The sequence below is a fragment of the Fructobacillus sp. ESL1129 genome, assembly GCF_058507945.1.
In genome coordinates, this window is record NZ_CP196668.1 from 134628 (window position 1) to 152360 (window position 17733).

A 17733-nucleotide genomic window follows, 5' to 3' on the forward strand; every position below is an offset into this window, starting at 1 on the left:
TATGAAACAAACGGGGGCTTTTCCCCGTGTACATAGCTTTCTCATTTCTTATCAAAAAATTGGTCGATCTTTGCTATATTAAAAGTGAACCTGAAGCAAACGGAGAAAAACATGGAAACAGTGGATGTATTTAAAAACGGGCCCGAAGTAAGCCTTGAGCAGGTCCTGGATAACCGGGAATGGCGTTCTGCTAAGCAGACAAAGCTGGAAAATGACTTTCCAAGAGCGACCATTGTGGCGGTTAAATTAAATTTACCAGGCAACGTTAAAAATTCAGCAAAGATTCAGCAATTCTTTAACGCTGGCTGGCGTATCTTGCTTGCTTCATTAAACGGTTGGCCCATTCAAAGCATTGAACTAGACATTAGTCGTCCTACTGGTCCAGAAGGTTTTGTTGTGGTGTCAAAAGACATTAACAGTGTCAAGCAAGTGGCCATTCGTTTTGAAGAATCTTTTCCTTTGGGACGTTTCTTCGATTCAGATGTCATGGCAAAAGAAGCGGAAGGGTACCAATTATCGCGGCAGGAACTCGGTTTCGAGGCACGACGTTGCTTTGTTTGTGATGAGAACGCCAAGGCCTGTGCCAAAGCCGGGCGGCATTCATTTGATGAATTACGTCAGGCTGTTAACCATGCCTATGAACAGTACTTTGTTCAGGACCCCTTTCTCCCGTACTGGGACGAACGGTCGGTTGTTGAAGCGGCGACTTTTGCCTGTTTGGCAGAGGTTGTGACCAACCCCAAGCCGGGATTAGTTGATCCCGTTTCCATGGGAGCTCATGATGATATGGACGTTGATACCTTTATTGATTCTTCGCTAGCCCTCCAACCATATTTTAAAGAGTGTATTACGGCTGGTCGTACCTTTAAAAAGGAACAACTGACCGAATTGTTAGCGTTAATTCGACCAGCCGGTTTGGCGGCTGAACAAGCCATGAAGGTCGCAACCAATGGGGTGAACACCCACAAAGGCGCCATCTTTACTCTCGGAATTTTAATTGCGGCTTATGGCTACTGTACTCAGGATCAAAAAAGCACGACGCTGTCTTTCGTGCAAAAAGCAGTGTCTGCCATGGGTGCACATTTACTTTTGGAAAATGAAAAAGTCGCGGATAGAAGTAGTCAAGAATTAACCGCTGGTCAAGTGCAATATCAAAAGTACCGTTTAGCCGGCGTGCGTGGGGAAGTATATGAAGGATTAGTGCCTCTATCGGACGTCGCGTTGCCTGCACTTCGAAAGAGTGAAGGGACAACCAATGAACGCTTGTTAGACACACTCATGGCCATTGCAGCGGCTATTACGGACTCGACTTTGGTCAAGCGTGCCGGCGATCCAGCGATTAATCAAGAAATGATTGCGTGGGTTGCTGATTTTCAAAAATTAGGTGGGGCACAAACGAGTGCCGGGATGACTTTTTTAAGTCATCTTGATCAAACGTTTATTTCAAGGCATCTATCAATTGGTGGTGCGGCGGATTATTTGATTTTAACCGCCTTTGTTGCACGGTTAATGGGACTAATTTAATTCAGATATTTTCGAAAAAGTGAGGAAGACAAGATGTCATTTTTTAAGACAAGCGATGGCGTGTCCATTAATTACGAAGACCGTGCTGGAGAGGGCCAGACGGTCGTTTTACTTTCAGGCTTTTCAGGCATTCAAGCAGAATGGGAAAACCAAATAAAGCTACTGCAAGGCAAAGGATACCGGGTGGTCACGATGGATTGGCGTTCCCACGGGCGGTCCGAGCGAACATCTAAAAACCTACGCATCGGTCGGCTGGCGGCTGACCTGCATGAACTATTTGAACTTTTGGATTTAAACGAGCTTGTTTTAGTTGGCCATTCAATGGGCGGTGCCGCGTCCTGGGCCTATCTATCCCTTTTTGGTGAAAAGCGCATTGCGAAAGTGGTGATTATTGATGAATCCCCCAAACTTGTCAATGATAACGAATGGTCGGCTGGAATCCTTGGCATGAATTGGAATACCTTTCCTGTGATGGTTAGCACATTCTTTCAACAGCGATTGACCGTTTCGCCCGTCTCACAAAGTTTAAAAGATAACTTGCAAATTGAGAAGAATAAGGCGCCTTTTAACTTCGATTTGGCTCTACCTTTGCTAAAAGATCACGTTTTGGCCGACTGGCGAGAAAATATTTATGATTTGAGCAAACCCTTTCTATTCGTTGCTGGAGAAGAGTCGCCACTCTGGAAAAGTCATTACTATGACGATTTTAAGGCCATGATGGGGGAGGCAGACCAATTGGCTGTTATTCCCCATACCGGGCATTTGCCACATTTAGAAAAACCTGACGAATTTAACGCTATTTTTATAAAATTCTTAATGTAAATCGTCACAAGAAGTGGTAAACTATTTTAGTGATTGAATTATAGAATTTTGTATTTGAGGAGCAAAAAATCATGAATGAAAACGCTTCGAACCAGAAGGGGTTCTGGTCGAAATTAGAAAATAAATGGAACGTTGATGGAATTGGTGGTGTTGCGTTCATCATCATGTTGATCCTTCTCGTTCTTGTTTTGCGAATGAAGGTCTTGCCAAACACAATGATTGGCGCTTTGTTTGTACTTGTAACCATGGGTGGTATCTTGTACTACCTTGGTTCTCACTTGCCAATCTTTAAGTCTTACCTTGGTGGTGGATCTGTTTTCGCCACGATTGGTGGAGCCATCTTGGCAGGAACTGGTGTGGTGCCACACGCTACGATTGTGACGGTAAAGTCCTTTATTTCAACTTCTGACTTTTTGGACTTCTATATCGTTTCATTGATTATTTCCGCCATCTTTAAGATGGACCGGAAAATGGTCTTGAAGGCTGCGGTGCGTTTCTTGCCAGTTGCCTTCTTGACGTTGATAATTACTTTCTTCATCGTTGGTGGTGTTGGAATGTTGTTGGGTATGAAGTTCTCACACACGTCACTCTTCGTGACCTTCCCAATGATGGCCGGAGGTGTTGGTGCCGGAATCGTACCATTGTCAAAGATTTATGCGTCGACGATGCATGCATCTTCAGGTACTATTTTGTCACAGCTCTTTCCACCATTGGTTATGTCGAACTTGCTGGTTATCATCGGAGCCGGTTTGTTGACTCGCTTTACTGAAGGTAACTCAAAGTTGAACGGAAACGGTCAGTTAATGCGTGAAACTGGCGACGCCAACTCTGAAGGAATTAAGATTCCTGATTTGAACGTTCAGCAGTTGCTTGTTGGTATGATGACGTCCTTCTCATTCTTCATGGTTGGTACCATCCTGAATAAGTTGGTCCCTCAAATCAACGTCTTTGCTTTCTTGATTTTGCTTGCCATCATCATCAAGGCCTTGGGAATTGTTCCAGCATATTACGAAGAATCTTCTGTTATGTTTGGACAGATGATCGTTAAGACGATGACGCACGCTTTGCTTGCTGGTGTTGGTCTTGCTTTGCTTGACTTGACACAGTTGATCTCAACGTTCTCATTGCCATTGGCAATCTGTGTTGTTGTTTCAGTTATTTCCGTTACGGTTGTTGGTGGATTCCTTGGAAAGCTCTTTGGATTCTACCCTGTCGAATCAGCTGTTGCAGCTGGTATGGCCAACAACTCAATGGGTGGAACTGGAAACGTTGCTGTTTTGTCAGCAGCCAACCGGATGAACTTGATCGCCTTTGCTCAGATGGGTAACCGTATCGGTGGTGCCCTTGTCTTGGTTATCGCCGGTTTCTTGGTTACCATTTGGGGCTAAGTTTTCTTAATAATTCAATAAAATCACTTAAAATAAAAAAGTCACCCATTCGGGTGGCTTTTTTATTGTTTTGCCTCATAAAACTACACTTTTGAAAAAATGTCTGCTTTATTTTCTTAATTGAGATGTTATACTAGCCAAGTATTTTTTATACATCAAACGAAAATTAAAGGAGTGTGACATGTCTGAGAATTCTTCAGAAAAAAGCGCTGGCCTACTAGCGAAAATGAATGAAAAAATTCAAGTGACGAACATTGGTGGTGTTTTCTTTATCATGATGTTGTTACTTTTGGTTGCGGTGATGACCATCAATGCCTTGCCAGAAAACATCGGTGGTGCTTTGTTTGCCCTCGTTATCTTAGGGGGCGTTTTCTTCTATGTGGGAAACAATACGCCGATTTTAAAGTCCTACTTGGGTGGGGGTTCAGCACTTGCTGTTGTGGCTGGTTCTGCTTTGACCGCCATGGGTGTGGTGCCCCATGCAGCAGTCGTCAACATTAAGACTTTTATCTCAAACGATAACTTTCTTGAATTCTATATTGTTGCCTTGATTTGTTCTGCCATCTTGAAGATGGACCGGGACCTCTTGCTGAAGTCTGCGGTGCGTTTCTTGCCGGTTGCCTTTGGTGCGATGATTATTACTTTCTTCGTCGTTTCATTGTCTGGAATGGCCCTTGGCTTTTCGTTCAAGCATGCGGCTCTATACGTGGCATTTCCAATGATGGCGGGTGGTATTGGTGCCGGAATCGTTCCGCTTTCGGCCTCCTATGCTTCAGCCCTCCATCAATCAGCTGGGGATATTTTGAATCAATTGTTCCCAGCAGTGGTGATTGCCAACTTGCTGGCCATCATTGGCTCATCGCTATTGGTTAAGTTCACTACTCATTCTAAAATGAATGGGCACGGTGCCTTGCTGAAGACCGATGAACAGGTTGGTGGAAAGCAATCAGCCGCGCCAACAATGAATAACAAACAATTGTTGAACGGTATGATGGTGGCGCTTTCCTTCTACATCATGGGAAACATTCTCTTCCACTTCATTCCATCAATCAACGCCTTTGCCTTCATGATTTTGTTAGTTATTTTGGCAAAAGCCTTTAATTTGGTACCGAAGTTTTATGAAGAATCTGCGGCCATGTTTGGTGGTATGATTACTTCGGCAACGACTCCTGCTCTTTTAGCTGGAATCGGTTTGGCTCTTGTTGATATGAACAAGTTGCTTCAGACGGTTACTTGGCAGCTGGTTCTTTGTTCGTTGATTTCGGTTGTGACCATTGGTATTGCCGGTGGCTTGCTTGGAAAGCTCTTCGGACTGTATCCTGTCGAATCAGCCATTGCTGGTGGAATGATTAACAACTCAATGGGTGGTACTGGAAACGTTGCTGTTTTGTCTGCCTCTGATCGGATGGGCTTGATTGCCTTTGCTCAAATGGGGAACCGAATTGGTGGTGCGATTATCCTTGTTTTGGGTGGCTTACTCATTACCATTCTTTAATCACTTCAAAAACATCATGTGCAAGCATGGTGTTTTTTGATGACAAAAACAACGCCTGCCGAAGTGGACAAGCGCTGTTAGTGGAAAGGAGGTGTGATGCTCATCGGATTGATGAGCAAGACTTAAAGAAAGGAGGTGCTGAGTGGGAGAGTCACTCAACCTGATGAAGTTTTCAGTTGTTGAAAACCTCACTTGCATTGTAGCAGGCCATCGTTGGTCTTGTTATGAATATTCGGAATATTTTTATTTACAACCAGACCAAAAAAGTTCTTTTTTAGAGATGGATAGTCAGAGTAGCGTTGATGACTTTTGACAGGGGCTAGGGTGTTCTCGTATAATAGTAAATAGACGTTTGACAGAATTTACGGGTGGAATGCGCCCAAAAAAGCAAAGGAGGGGCCATGGCAGAACGAATCCCGCAGCAAGTCATTGATGAAGTTCGTGCACAGACCAATTTGGTTGATTTGGTCTCTCAGTATACGGAATTGGTGAAACGCGGTCGTGAATGGAACGGCTCGTGCCCCTTCCACGAAGACCGCCGTCCCTCGTTTTTCGTCGACGATAAGAAGCAGGTTTTTCATTGCTTTTCTTGTGGGAGATCCGGCACTGCTTTTTCTTTCTTAATGGAAAAAGAAGGGTATACCTATCCTCAAGCAATTTTAAAATTAGCCGAAGAAGAGGGAATTACCGGCTTAGCGAAATATCAAGGGAAGCCATCGGCAAGGCAGGAAAAATTCCAAAGGATTTATGAGCTCTACAACGCCGCCCAAAAATTGTATACGCATATTTTGCTCAATACCACTGCAGGCGAACAGGCTCTTCGTTACTTGCTCAAAGAGCGTGAATTAGATGAAGAAACAATAAAAAAATACGGATTAGGCTTTGTACCTAGCAATAATGTCTTACTGTCCTATGCCCGGGAACACGACGTAGATGAACCAACCATGAAGGCAGCCGAGCTGTTCCTTGAACGCGATGGGGAACTTGTTCGCGACCGGTTTAATAATCGAGTGGTTTGGCCAATTAAAAACGAACGAGGTCAGGTTGTTGGTTTTTCTGGTCGTTCCCTTGACCCGGATAATCCAGCGAAGTACATGAATTCTCCGGAGTCGCCCTTCTTTAACAAGGGGAAGCTGCTTTATAACCTTGATTTGGCAAAGGGACCGATTCGCGCAGGCCAACCGGCGATGATCTTTGAAGGATTTATGGACGTTATCTCGGCCGCTATGGCTGGGGCTGAAGGTGCCGTTGCCACGATGGGAACGGCTTTGACGGAAGACCACGTTCGTAGTTTGGCCAAGCTAACTGAACGGATTATCTTGGTGTACGATGGCGATGCCGCGGGTCAGAAGGCGGCGAAACGGTCGATTCCCCTTATCAAAACGGTGGCGCCAAAAGTCGAGATTGGTGTGATTGCTTTAGCAGATAACCGTGATCCGGATGAGGTTCGACGCGAATTGGGACTGCCAGCCTTGAAACAGGCTTTGGAACAGTCGACGCAGACACCAACCGAATATTTGTTTAACGCTGCTAAGTTGGGGAAGAATCTTCAAAACCAAGCGCAGTATCTCGACTTTTTAAAAGAGGTCTGGCCGATTTTAGCGGATGCCTCACCCGTTGAACAGGATTACTTTTTACAAAAGCTGGCGGAAGAATACGGCTCCTCTATGGAAGCTCTTCGTTCCGAATTCGAAGACTATCAACGTCGTCATCCTGTGCCTACTAATGGTGTTTTTTCATCAAATGCCAACGGCCCCGCCAGTTCGGTTAATTCTAGTTGGGATGACCAACAATTCCCGGATGTTGCACCAGATCATGGTGAGCATTTTAACCAGTCAGCCAACATGGCGCCAGTTGATTGGCAAGCAGCACCACGGGCTAAACTTTCTCGAGTTGAGTTAGCCGAAGAGGGCTTGCTAATGGCGATGATTAAGAATCGTAACATGGAAGAATTGGTCGAACGACAACCAAATTTTTCGTTTATTCACCCGCAGTATCAACTACTGTATTTACTCTATGATGCCTATCGAAAGGAACATGGGGAAGGTGACTTTGACCTGGCTGCCTTTATGGATTATGTTCAAAAACCTGAACTCAACCAGAAGTTAATGTCCATGGATCGGACTTTTGCTTCCATGGATGTTCAAATGGAGGCTGTTAAGGATTACCTGAGGGTCATCATTGAAGAAGCGCCTTATGAGGAACAGGTGAAAAGCCTCCAGCAAAAGATTTCACTCGCGAAAAACCAGCACGATGATGCCGCGCTGATTACATTAATGACAGAACTCATCAATCTGAAAAAAGAGCATTTTCAGCAATAGGAGAAAACATGGCAAAGATTACAAGTTCAAGTAAGATTTCCGATATTAAAGCATACCTAGATGAGCAACATATTGCTTATCACGGCCGTGCTCGTAAGGCAGAATTGTTGGCCTTAGCTGAAGGTAAGACACCAGAGGAAGCGGCCGAGATCGCTGCTAAGGAGCCTTCCAAAAAGCCAGCTAAAAAGTCTGGCCCCATCAAGTCAGCAGCATATGATAAGGCCGTTCGTGAATTGTTGAAGGAATATAAACCAGCAAAACAAATTGTTTACGCTGATTTGGCTAAGCGAATCACTGAACCGTTCCGCTTGGACGGCGAAAACATTGAACGATTGATGGAAAAAGTCGAAGATGCCGGAATTGCCATCGTTGACGAAAAGGGTGAACCAGCTCCTGAAGTATTGAAGGCCAAGCAAAATAAGCCTTCAGAAGAAGAACGCGAGGCTGCTGACGCGGCCACTGGTATTAAAATTAACGACCCCGTTCGTATGTACCTGAAGGAAATCGGTAAGGTGCCGTTGCTAAAGGGTGACGAAGAAATCGAGATTTCTAAACGAATCGAAGCTGGTGACGAAGAAGCTAAGCAGGAATTAGCTGAAGCGAACCTTCGTTTGGTTGTTTCCATTGCCAAGCGTTACGTTGGCCGTGGTATGCAGTTCTTGGATTTGATTCAAGAAGGGAACATGGGCTTGATGAAGGCCGTTGATAAGTTCGATTACACGAAGGGTTTTAAGTTCTCAACCTATGCCACTTGGTGGATTCGTCAGGCGATTACACGTGCCATTGCTGATCAGGCCCGTACCATTCGAGTGCCCGTTCACATGGTTGAAACCATTAACAAGCTGATTCGTATCCAACGTCAGTTATTGCAGGACCTTGGTCGTGAACCTTTACCTGAAGAAATTGGGGCAGAGATGGATTTGACTGGGGACAAGATTCGTGAAATCTTAAAGATTGCCCAGGAACCAGTTTCACTTGAAACGCCAATTGGTGAAGAGGACGATTCACACCTTGGTGATTTCATTGAAGATAATGAAGCGGTTTCGCCTGCTGATTCCGCAGCCTATGAAATGCTTCGTGAGCAGCTGGAATCCGTGTTGGATACGTTGACTGACCGTGAAGAAAACGTGCTTCGTTTGCGCTTTGGACTCGAAGACGGTCGTACGCGTACGTTGGAAGAAGTGGGGCGTGTCTTTGGTGTTACTCGTGAACGAATTCGTCAAATCGAGGCCAAGGCACTTCGTAAGTTGCGCCATCCATCCCGTTCAAAGCATTTGAAGGACTTCATGGACGAAAATTAATTTTCGAATGATTTTATTATCCGACTTTTGTCGGATTTTCTTATGACTAAAAGGGGGTTAACGTCCCTTTTTGGTCTCAAACAATCACGCGGTTCATCAACCATCCCGCGAGAACAAAACTAGGAGTAATGATGAATAATTTGAACCAACGTCCGCATTCGCGGACAACGAACCTGACCTTAACTGCCGTTGTGGCTGCTTTGTATGCTGCCATCACCATGATGGTGGCACCAATTGGCTTCGGACCAGTTCAGCTGCGTCTGTCAGAGGGATTGAATCACTTGGCTGCTTGGAATAAGCGCTACATTTTGGCGCTTTCTCTGGGTGTTTTGATTGCCAACTTATTCTCCCCGATGGGCTGGATTGATTGGGTCTTTGGTACGCTCGATACAGTGATTATGACGAGTTTGACTTATGTATTGACTCGTAAAGTCGCTTCGGCATTAATGAAGATTATTATTTCGACGATTTCTGTTTTAACCGTCGGAATGGCCGTCTTGGCAGCAGAATTCACTTTTGCCTTTGCCATTAAAGCAACTGGGTCGTTTGCCCCAGACCATGCTGGAACCATTTGGGAGAATTGGCTCTCGTACTACATCATGTTGGTGCCAGGGGAACTGGCATCGCTTGTCGTTGGTGGTGTGGTGATTTACGCACTATCTAAGTTTGTGAACTTAGCGAAGTAAAAAAAACTCATCTTAAATGACTGAAACCCCGAAAGTTATTCTAACTTTTGGGGATAGCTGTCAAATAAGATGAGTTTTTTATTTAGCAATTTGCTTATTTAATCCAAGGAAACATCCACTGCCCAGCCAGCAGGTCCCTTTTCATCGCCGTATTGGATGGCAATGAGTCGGTCATACAAGGCTTGCGTCTTTGGACCAACCTCTGTTTCGGAGTAGAAGACATGCTTGTTGCCCTTATGGGTGATGGAGCCAACTGGTGAGATGACGGCAGCGGTTCCCATGGCACCTGCCTCAGCGAATTGATCCAATTCATCGATGGCAATTGGAGTTTCAACTGGGTTCATACCCATTTCATCAGCCAACTCGAGCAAGGAGTACTTCGTGATGGACGGAAGGATGGAAGGGGACTTTGGTGTCTTAAACTGGCCATCCTTTGTGATACCAAAGAAGTTGGCCGAACCCAATTCTTCAATATAGTGATGTTCACGTGGATCCAAGTAGACGACGTCAGAATAACCTGCCCGGTGGGCTTCTTCACCTGGCAACATCGAAGCAGCATAGTTACCACCGACTTTGGCCTGACCGGTTCCACCATGAGCGGCACGGTCGAATTCGGAAGTGACAAAGGCAGTTGGGGTCAAGCCACCTGGATAGTAAGCGCCAACTGGTGTGGCGTAGACGCGGAAAGTAAAGTCTTGACCAGCATGAACACCAACGATGGGTGAGGTTCCGATCATGAATGGTCGGATGTAAAGAGAGCCTCCGGATTCGTATGGTGGGATAAAGTCTTGGTTAGCGCGGACCACTTCCTTCACGGCTTCAATAAAGTCAGCCTCTGGGTAACCGGGCATTAACAAACGTTCTGCTGAGTTTTTCATTCGCTTTGCGTTGCGATCAGGCCGGAAAAGATTCACACCGCCATCCTTACGACGGTAGGCCTTCAATCCTTCGAACACTTCTTCACCATAGTGCAAGGCGACGGCAGCTTCTGAAATATTCATGCTGGAGTCGGTCGTTAACTTTCCCTTGCCCCACTTACCATCATGGTATTCGGCTTCATAACTATAGGGAAGGTCTCGATAGGAAAAGTCAAGATTATCAAAATCGAGATCCTTTGCATCAACTTTTGTCATAATTCACTCCTTTTTATCCTGTTTCGTTGTGTTTATATTAAAATAAAATGAGAAAAAGTCAAGGACTTTTTATAAAAAAGATGAAAAAGTTGTGGCAGCCATTGCTATGTTAAAATGGATGAGAAGAATTTTACTGAAGGAGAACGAAATGGTTAATTATCCAAAAGGTGTCCACCAGGGCCAATCGGCCATTTCAAATCAAATGAAGGTTGGGAAGGGAACAAAGCGTGGTCTGACTTTTGGCAAGCGAGGAATGGGCTTAGAAGATGAAATTAATGCCGCAAACGACTACTACTTAGCCGATCATCTTGCGGTTATTCATAAGAAACCAACGCCAGTCACCATTGTGAAAGTCGATTACCCGGCCCGTTCGGCCGCAAAGATTACGGAAGCGTATTTCCAAAAACCATCGACGACCGATTACAATGGCGTGTATCAGGGACGTTATTTGGACTTTGATGCAAAGGAAACCAAAAATAAGACGGTTTTTCCCATGAAAAACATTCACGAACACCAAGTGCAACACTTGGCCAACGTGGTATCACAAGGTGGCATCGGCTTCCTGTTAATAAAGTTCACAACGCTTAACCAGACCTACCTGTATCCTGCACCCGAATTGGTGGCAGCCTGGATGCAGCAAGAAGGTCGCGGTTCCATTCAGTTGAAAGAACTTGTGCAACAAGCTTACTTAGTTAAGGCGAGCCTCAATCCTTCCTTAGATTACCTAACAGCGGTCGATGATTACTTGGCCGATTTAGAAAATGGCCGGCGTTCTGATCGGCCACAAGCGAGGGGGAACCACTCGTGAGTCGAATTTGGGTGACGGGTTATCGTGCATATGAACTGGGCGTTTTTAAGGATAATGATCCCAAGGTTCAGGTGATTAAGTATGCCTTAAAGAAACGATTAATTGAACAGATTGAACAGGGAATGGACTGGTTAATAACGGGTGGACAGCCAGGCATTGAACTGTGGGCAGCCGAGTTAGCCGTTGAGTTAAAAGCCGATTATCCTGCGCTTCGTTTAGCAATTTTTGTTCCTTTTGAGGGATTTGGTAAAAATTGGAAAGAGGCGAATCAAGAAAAACTGAATAAGGCCAAGGGTAGCGCTGACTTTTACGCTGCCACTTTTAAAGGTGACTACCAGGGACCCTTTCAATTGAAGGGCTACCAAGAATTTTTACTCAACCATACGGATGGTGCTTTGTTGGTTTATGACAGGGAGTTTGAAGGTAAGTCCACTTATGATGATCAAGCAATCCAGACTTTTAAAGAGCAGGTGCCGTACCCACTCAGTCGCATTGACATGGAAGACCTACAGGAATATGCCAACGATTATCAAGAAATGATCAACGAGGAACATTGGAACAGTTGAGTGCTTTAGCTTAATTTAATCTAACTATCGAATAATAAATGAATGACTTAGCAGCTTGCTTGCGACAGCAAGCGTTTACTGGTATGATAAAGTCAATTCGAAAATAGAATTCAAAGGAGCAGCTCTTTTGGCACAAGTAAAGTATACTCAAAAAGATATTTATGATCGCGTCTTTAAGACAAAGCGTATGGGTGGTGGATATGACCCAGAAGACGTCGATGATTTCTTGGATGGCATCATTGCTGATTATGGTGTTTTCACAAAGCGCATCAAGGAATTGCAGGAACAGGTCGGTCAATTGCAAACGGCTTTGCAAGCGGCTCAAGATGAATTAGCCCACACATCAACGGCTACGGAAGCTCCTGTTCAGCAACCTGTTGCACCTGTGGAAGAAACACCCGTTGCTCCTAAGCAAGAAGAAACGCCAACGAACCTTGATTTGATCAAGCGCGTGGCGAACTTGGAACGGGCCGTCTTCGGAACGGACCACCAAGCTTAAAGTTGAAGGCTTGTCGATGATAGTCGACGGTCGAGGCAGGTATTGAGTAATTGCGCATCGGTTATCCGGTGTGAGGAAGGTCCATGCTCGCACACTCTGCGATGAGTGTAGTGTTTGCGCTGGGATAAGAAATAAACCCAGGCGTACTTTGTACGACGGCAACTGAAACGGCTAAGGTTTTCTATGTCGGAATAGGTTTGAAAGTGCCATAGAAACGTATTTCCAAGTGAAAATTTGGAACTTGAGACGAGGTAAACCCCGCAAGCGGGCAACCCAAACTTTGGTAGGGGCGGCTGACCTAGTGAATTGAAACGATGGTCGGTAAGGCGGTAACGCTTAGATAGATGATTACTGAAGGCTAGTATTCCCCAAGACTAGCTGGAACAAAACATGGCCTACAGATACCTGTCGGGGAGCCCGCTAACGCGGGCTTTTTTTATTGGATAAAAAGGGGTAGGCACTCTGAGGGGCAGACAAAAGGCTAGATATTTTGTATAATGATTGAGATTGTAATTCGAAGAAACTAAAGGAAAAAACATGGCTGGAAAGAAAGTTATTAATTGGTCGAGCCTCTGCCTGGTTTTGGCTTTGCTGTTAACAATGTTGGCAGCACCGCTCACTGCTGGTCGGGCTTCGGCGTCAGAAAGCGATCCGACTTTGGAAAAGATTCAAAAGCGTGGGACGTTAGTAGTCGGTCTGTCAGCTGATTACGCACCTTATGAATTTCATACCCAGGTGAACGGGAAGGATGAAATCGTCGGCTTTGACGTTTCACTTGCCAAGGCGATTGCTAAAAAGCTAAACGTTAAGCTTGAAATTAAGGATATGGGGATGGATGCCCTCCTTGGTGCCATGAAGACTGGCAAGATTGACATGATTGTTTCCGGTTATTCCGCCACCGAGGATCGGAAGACCCAGGTCGACTTTTCAGATGTTTACTTAAAAGCACCCCAAACCATGTTGGTTTTGAAGAAAAACGCCAAAAAATATGACACGTTGTCAGCCTTTTCTGGTCAAAAAATCGGAGCCCAGACGCAAACAATCCAAGAAGACGAAGCCAAGAAGATTGATGGGGCTTCCGTTGTTTCTTTGCAGAAGTACCCGAACTTAATTTCGCAGTTAACTCAGGGTGTCATTGCAGGGGTTGTTGCTGAAAAGCCAATTGCTGAGGCTTATGCCGAACAGAACAAGTCCTTGGCCGTTGTTAATCCGGGCTTTTCAGCTGATGCTACAGGGGCCTCGGCAGTTGCTGTTCCAAAGAATTCGCCGGTGCTTTTGTCAAAAGTGAATGCGGTTGTTGATAAAGTAACGACCGATGGAACTTTTAAACAGTGGCAAAAAGAAGCCAATAAAACCATGTTCTCCGGACAGAATAAGTCCTATTGGGACAAGTATGGACACTACTTCGTTTCAGGAACGTTGATTACCTTGGCACTGGCCGTGGTAGCCGTTTTGATTGGAACAACGTTAGGGACACTCTTTGCTCTCATGAAGTTATCGTCTGTTTTCGTTATCAAAGCCATTGGTAACATTTACGTTGAGTATGTCCGTGGAACTCCTCTGCTGGTTCAGGCTTTTATGGTCTTCTTCGGTGCCCAAGTGCTTGGGCTAAACCTTTCGGCCTTTGCTTCCGGTGCCCTGGCGATGGGATTGAATTCGGCCGCTTACGTAGCCGAAATCATTCGTTCGGGAATCGAATCCGTTTCCGATGGTCAGATGGAAGCAGCCCGCTCTCTCGGCTTTACGAAAAACCGGGCAATGCGTTTGGTTATCTTACCCCAAGCGATTCGAACCATTTTGCCAGCCCTTGGTAACGAATTTGTTTCTGTTATTAAGGAAGGGTCCGTTATTTCGGTCATTGGCGTTGGGGAACTGATGTACGAAACGTCGGTTGTGCAGGGGGCTTCTTTTGAACCCTTTGTGCCATTGATTATTACGTCCATGATTTATTTTGTTTTGACTTTTTCAATTTCACGCGCACTTGGCTTTGCCGAGAAGCGGATGAATCGTTAATTATTGTATAAAAAGCCTTACAACAGTTTGTCTGTTGTAAGGCTTTTTTAGTTAATAAAGTCAAAAAAAAAGACCAGCATAACTGGTCTTTTTGGCTTAATCTTCAAAGGCGACACGAACGCCTTCTGGAATGACAAAGTCCTTTTGAACAAGAGAAAGTTCGCCACTTTCGGCATCGCGAGCAAAAACAGAAACGTTATCTGTGTTTTGGTTTGCAACGACAAGGTGTTTTTCTTCTGGGTCAAAAGCCATGTCCCGTGGGAAAGATCCTTCAATCGAAATGTTTTGAATTAATTCAATTTCGGCGCCAAGGTTTGAGGTTTTAAAGACGGCAATAGTGTCGTGTCCTCGGTTTGATGTGTAAATGAAGCGACCATCCTTTGAGATACGAATGGCGGCAGCACCATTGTGGTCATCCCAGTCACTTGGAATGGTTGAGGCTGTCATTAGGTGGTCAAAGGATCCGTCTTCTGCATTGTACTTGAGAACGGACAACAGCGAGGAAAGTTCGCCGAGTAGGTAGGCGTATTCACCATCCTTTGAGAAGCGGATGTGGCGAGGGCCGAATCCGGCAGTCGTCTCGAAACGAGCGGCTTCGTTGAGCTGACCATCCTCTGTAACGTCAAAGGTAATGACTTCATCAGTCCCAAGGTCGACAACAACTAAGCGGTTGTCGGGGGTGAGGTTGGCAAAGTGAACGTGTGATGATTGTTGTTCAGGACGTGGGCCGGAGCCTTCGTTTTTCCAGGTATCGCGAATCTCCAGTGAACCATTGTCAAGAATCTTGTAGGATTCAACGGTACCACGGTGGTAGTAGCCGGCAAAGACGAGTTGACGATTCTCATCAACACCGATGTAAGCAGGGGTTGACCCTTCCGTCATGTTGGCGCCAATTTCAGCCATTGGACGTTTGCTGTTATCGGTTGCGGCAACGCCACCTAAATCGCCACGCTTGTCAACGATATAGGCCCGGTTAGCCTTTGACAAGGCTAAATAGGTAGGGTTAGTTGCTTCATAGACCAGTTTTGCATTGCTTAACTGACCCGTTTCAGAATCAAAGGCGGCTTCATAGACACCCTTTGAAGTTTTCTTAGTATAAGTACCAAAAAGTACGTGGTGAACAGACATGTTCAGAAACACTCCTTTGCTTTTTTAATATCCTTGTCATTATAACATGGAAAAGTCAGTCCTGATGGTGGACTGGCAATCTGTGCTAAAATAGGGGAGTTGACTTTACAAGAAAAAGGATAAGATAAATGACCAATCATATTGTATTATTTGAACCGGTTATGCCTGCTAACACGGGTAATATTGCCCGAACAGCTGCTGGTACAAACGCTATTCTACATTTAATCGAACCACTTGGTTTTGATATTTCGGATAAGGCCGTGAAGCGTGCTGGTTTGGATTATTGGGACCACGTCCAGTTAGTGACGCATCCATCGTTACCGGATTTTTTGGAAACACTTGGTGACAACGACTCCCTCTACTTGGTGTCGAAGTTTGCTAACCAGGATTATACGGACCCTGACTACCGTGAACAGGAGGGTAAAGGGGACAATTACTTCCTATTTGGTAAGGAAACAACGGGTTTGCCTGAAGTCTTTATGCGTCAAAATCCAGAAAAGGCCATCCGGATTCCGCAAAACGATCAAAACATCCGCTCCTTAAACTTGTCGAATACTGTTGCTATCGTGATTTTTGAGGCTTTGCGACAACAAGACTTTGCTGAGCTCGATAAAATTCACACCTATGAACAGGATAAGTTGAAGTAGGCTACAAGTTGTGGTGCAAAGCAAGTAATGGCAAAAAAATAAAAAAATAATCAGAAAAGTCTTGCCTTGGTCAGAATTCCTTGCTATACTAACATAGTTGTTTGATAGAAATGTTGAACAACAACTGACCATGGCCCGTTGGTCAAGTGGCTAAGACGCTGCCCTTTCACGGCGGAATCGAGAGTTCGATTCTCTCACGGGCTACTAAAAAGGTTTCACATCATTTATTGGTGTGAAGCCTTTTTTGTTTGTCATAGCGAGTACGTTTTGATTACTGATGCAAGTATTTTCTTGCATTCGCGTAAATGGATAAAATAAAAAGCCTATTGGGCTTATTTTTTTTTATTTTTTAATTGTTGGTAAACGATATAAAAGCAACCTGCTGAAAGAGCAAATAACAGAATAACCAAAAAGGTCCAACTGAATAGGAAGCATATCACTGAAATAAAAATCCATATCAGAATCAGCCGTGGTAAAAACGTGGTTAAAAATTCCCAAACAATAAACAAGCTAATTAGAAATACAGCAATAAATCCAATTAAAATCATCCCTATTCTCCTAATTTCTGCTCGATTTTTTTCAGTCGATCACTGATTTCATCCAGTTTGCCATTTAATTCCTCATCAAACTTATCTGATTGTTGTTGTGTGAAGAATGAGGTGACAGTACTAGTGATTGTACCGATTAATCCAATACCAACAAACATAAGGACAATGGCAACACCACGTCCGATAGGTGATGTTGGAGAAATATCACCGTATCCAACAGTCGTAGCGGTAACAATTGTCCACCAAAGTGCGTTACCGTAATTAATATCTTCAGCTAAAGAGTAAATGCCAGCTGAAATAAGTACTAGAATGATTGCAAAGCTCATTAGATATATAAAGCCGTTTGTATTGATGAATTTATTCAGATTATTTTTAAAACGTCCGGCGAAGCCAATAATCCTTACAAAGCGTAATAGCTTTAATAGACGAACCGTACGGACAATTCGAAACATGGAGAAGACTGAATCGAAAGGAACAATTGCTAATAAGTCGAAAATATTTGACTTAAAAAAGCGCCACTTATTTGATGAGAGTGTGAATCTTACTACGTAGTCTATCCAGAAAAAGATGAGAATAAAACGATCTATAACTAGGTAAGGTGCATGATTAATTGATATAAGTCCACCAATGTCCAGGCCAGCTAATGCGACGGAAATGATAGCCAGCGTGAAAACAGCAGCAAAATATAGTTTTTTCATTTAAGTGTCCCTGGTGATATTATGAAAAGTCGAACGAGCATTCATTGGGTAACAAATACATTATAGATGCTTATTAAAATATTGGAAATAAAGCGAATAGAGTAGCTAGATGATTTCTTTGTCATGCTTTTTTCGAGGGTAGAGCCTTCTTTTGGC

Annotated in this window: 15 protein-coding genes, 1 tRNA gene and 1 other RNA gene; 14 read left to right on the plus strand and 3 right to left on the minus strand. The window is 44.4% G+C overall.

Features of this window, described 5'->3' with window-relative positions:
* The first annotated feature begins 111 nt into the window (after positions 1–111).
* From citX to ACSYSL_RS00735, 7 genes are all read left to right on the plus strand, one after another.
* Entirely contained in the window at positions 112–1524 is a 1413-nt protein-coding gene (citX, locus tag ACSYSL_RS00705) for a citrate lyase holo-[acyl-carrier protein] synthase (RefSeq protein ID WP_491708723.1), read from the plus strand.
* A gap of 33 nt (positions 1525–1557) precedes the next feature.
* Entirely contained in the window at positions 1558–2346 is a 789-nt protein-coding gene (locus ACSYSL_RS00710) for an alpha/beta fold hydrolase (RefSeq protein WP_491708724.1), read from the plus strand.
* Positions 2347–2417: 71 nt separating this feature from the next.
* On the plus strand, positions 2418–3734 hold the full coding sequence (locus ACSYSL_RS00715; protein ID WP_010692023.1) for a 2-hydroxycarboxylate transporter family protein: 1317 nt from the start codon (positions 2418–2420) through the stop codon (positions 3732–3734).
* 181 nt (positions 3735–3915) lie between these two features.
* Complete coding sequence (locus tag ACSYSL_RS00720; protein ID WP_010692024.1) at positions 3916–5229, plus strand: 2-hydroxycarboxylate transporter family protein; 1314 nt, start codon at positions 3916–3918, stop codon at positions 5227–5229.
* 401 nt (positions 5230–5630) lie between these two features.
* A complete protein-coding gene (gene dnaG, locus ACSYSL_RS00725; RefSeq protein WP_491708725.1) occupies positions 5631–7550 on the plus strand; it encodes a DNA primase in 1920 nt (639 codons plus the stop codon).
* An 8-nt stretch (positions 7551–7558) separates the two neighbouring features.
* Entirely contained in the window at positions 7559–8851 is a 1293-nt protein-coding gene (gene rpoD / locus ACSYSL_RS00730) for an RNA polymerase sigma factor RpoD (protein WP_010692026.1), read from the plus strand.
* 131 nt (positions 8852–8982) lie between these two features.
* Positions 8983–9537: a QueT transporter family protein gene (locus ACSYSL_RS00735; RefSeq protein ID WP_010692027.1), complete on the plus strand. Its 555-nt coding sequence runs from the start codon at positions 8983–8985 to the stop codon at positions 9535–9537.
* A 98-nt stretch (positions 9538–9635) separates the two neighbouring features.
* Here the strand turns inward: ACSYSL_RS00735 and ACSYSL_RS00740 are convergent, their stop codons facing one another.
* Positions 9636–10670, minus strand: a complete 1035-nt coding sequence (locus tag ACSYSL_RS00740) for a branched-chain amino acid aminotransferase (protein ID WP_491708726.1) — start codon at positions 10668–10670, stop codon at positions 9636–9638.
* A 148-nt stretch (positions 10671–10818) separates the two neighbouring features.
* On the opposite strand from ACSYSL_RS00740, the gene recU reads away from it, so the two are divergent.
* The 5 genes from recU (at position 10819) to ACSYSL_RS00765 (ending at position 14556) form a co-directional block, all read left to right on the plus strand.
* Positions 10819–11478, plus strand: coding sequence for a Holliday junction resolvase RecU (recU, locus tag ACSYSL_RS00745; RefSeq protein ID WP_491708727.1), 660 nt, complete (start codon positions 10819–10821; stop codon positions 11476–11478).
* Complete coding sequence (locus tag ACSYSL_RS00750) at positions 11475–12044, plus strand: SLOG family protein (RefSeq protein WP_010692030.1); 570 nt, start codon at positions 11475–11477, stop codon at positions 12042–12044. The genes recU and ACSYSL_RS00750 overlap by 4 nt, the downstream gene beginning before the upstream one ends.
* A gap of 127 nt (positions 12045–12171) precedes the next feature.
* Positions 12172–12543, plus strand: coding sequence for a cell division regulator GpsB (locus ACSYSL_RS00755; protein ID WP_010692031.1), 372 nt, complete (start codon positions 12172–12174; stop codon positions 12541–12543).
* A gap of 38 nt (positions 12544–12581) precedes the next feature.
* Positions 12582–12946: RNase P RNA component class B (gene rnpB / locus ACSYSL_RS00760), an RNA gene on the plus strand.
* A 134-nt stretch (positions 12947–13080) separates the two neighbouring features.
* A complete protein-coding gene (locus tag ACSYSL_RS00765; RefSeq protein ID WP_010692032.1) occupies positions 13081–14556 on the plus strand; it encodes an ABC transporter substrate-binding protein/permease in 1476 nt (491 codons plus the stop codon).
* A gap of 96 nt (positions 14557–14652) precedes the next feature.
* Here ACSYSL_RS00765 and ACSYSL_RS00770 read toward each other — a convergent pair whose 3' ends face one another.
* A complete protein-coding gene (locus tag ACSYSL_RS00770) occupies positions 14653–15684 on the minus strand; it encodes a lactonase family protein (RefSeq protein ID WP_010692033.1) in 1032 nt (343 codons plus the stop codon).
* 128 nt (positions 15685–15812) lie between these two features.
* Between ACSYSL_RS00770 and ACSYSL_RS00775 the strand changes: the two genes are divergently transcribed.
* Positions 15813–16331 carry a tRNA (cytidine(34)-2'-O)-methyltransferase gene (locus tag ACSYSL_RS00775; protein WP_491708728.1) on the plus strand — a complete coding sequence of 173 codons (519 nt, stop codon included), beginning with the start codon at positions 15813–15815 and terminating at the stop codon, positions 16329–16331.
* A gap of 132 nt (positions 16332–16463) precedes the next feature.
* Positions 16464–16535: transfer RNA gene (locus ACSYSL_RS00780), tRNA-Glu, on the plus strand.
* A gap of 346 nt (positions 16536–16881) precedes the next feature.
* Here the strand turns inward: ACSYSL_RS00780 and ACSYSL_RS00785 are convergent.
* Positions 16882–17577 (minus strand): ion transporter, encoded by a 696-nt coding sequence (locus ACSYSL_RS00785; protein ID WP_491708729.1) that lies wholly within the window; start codon positions 17575–17577, stop codon positions 16882–16884.
* Between the last annotated feature and the right edge of the window lie 156 nt (positions 17578–17733).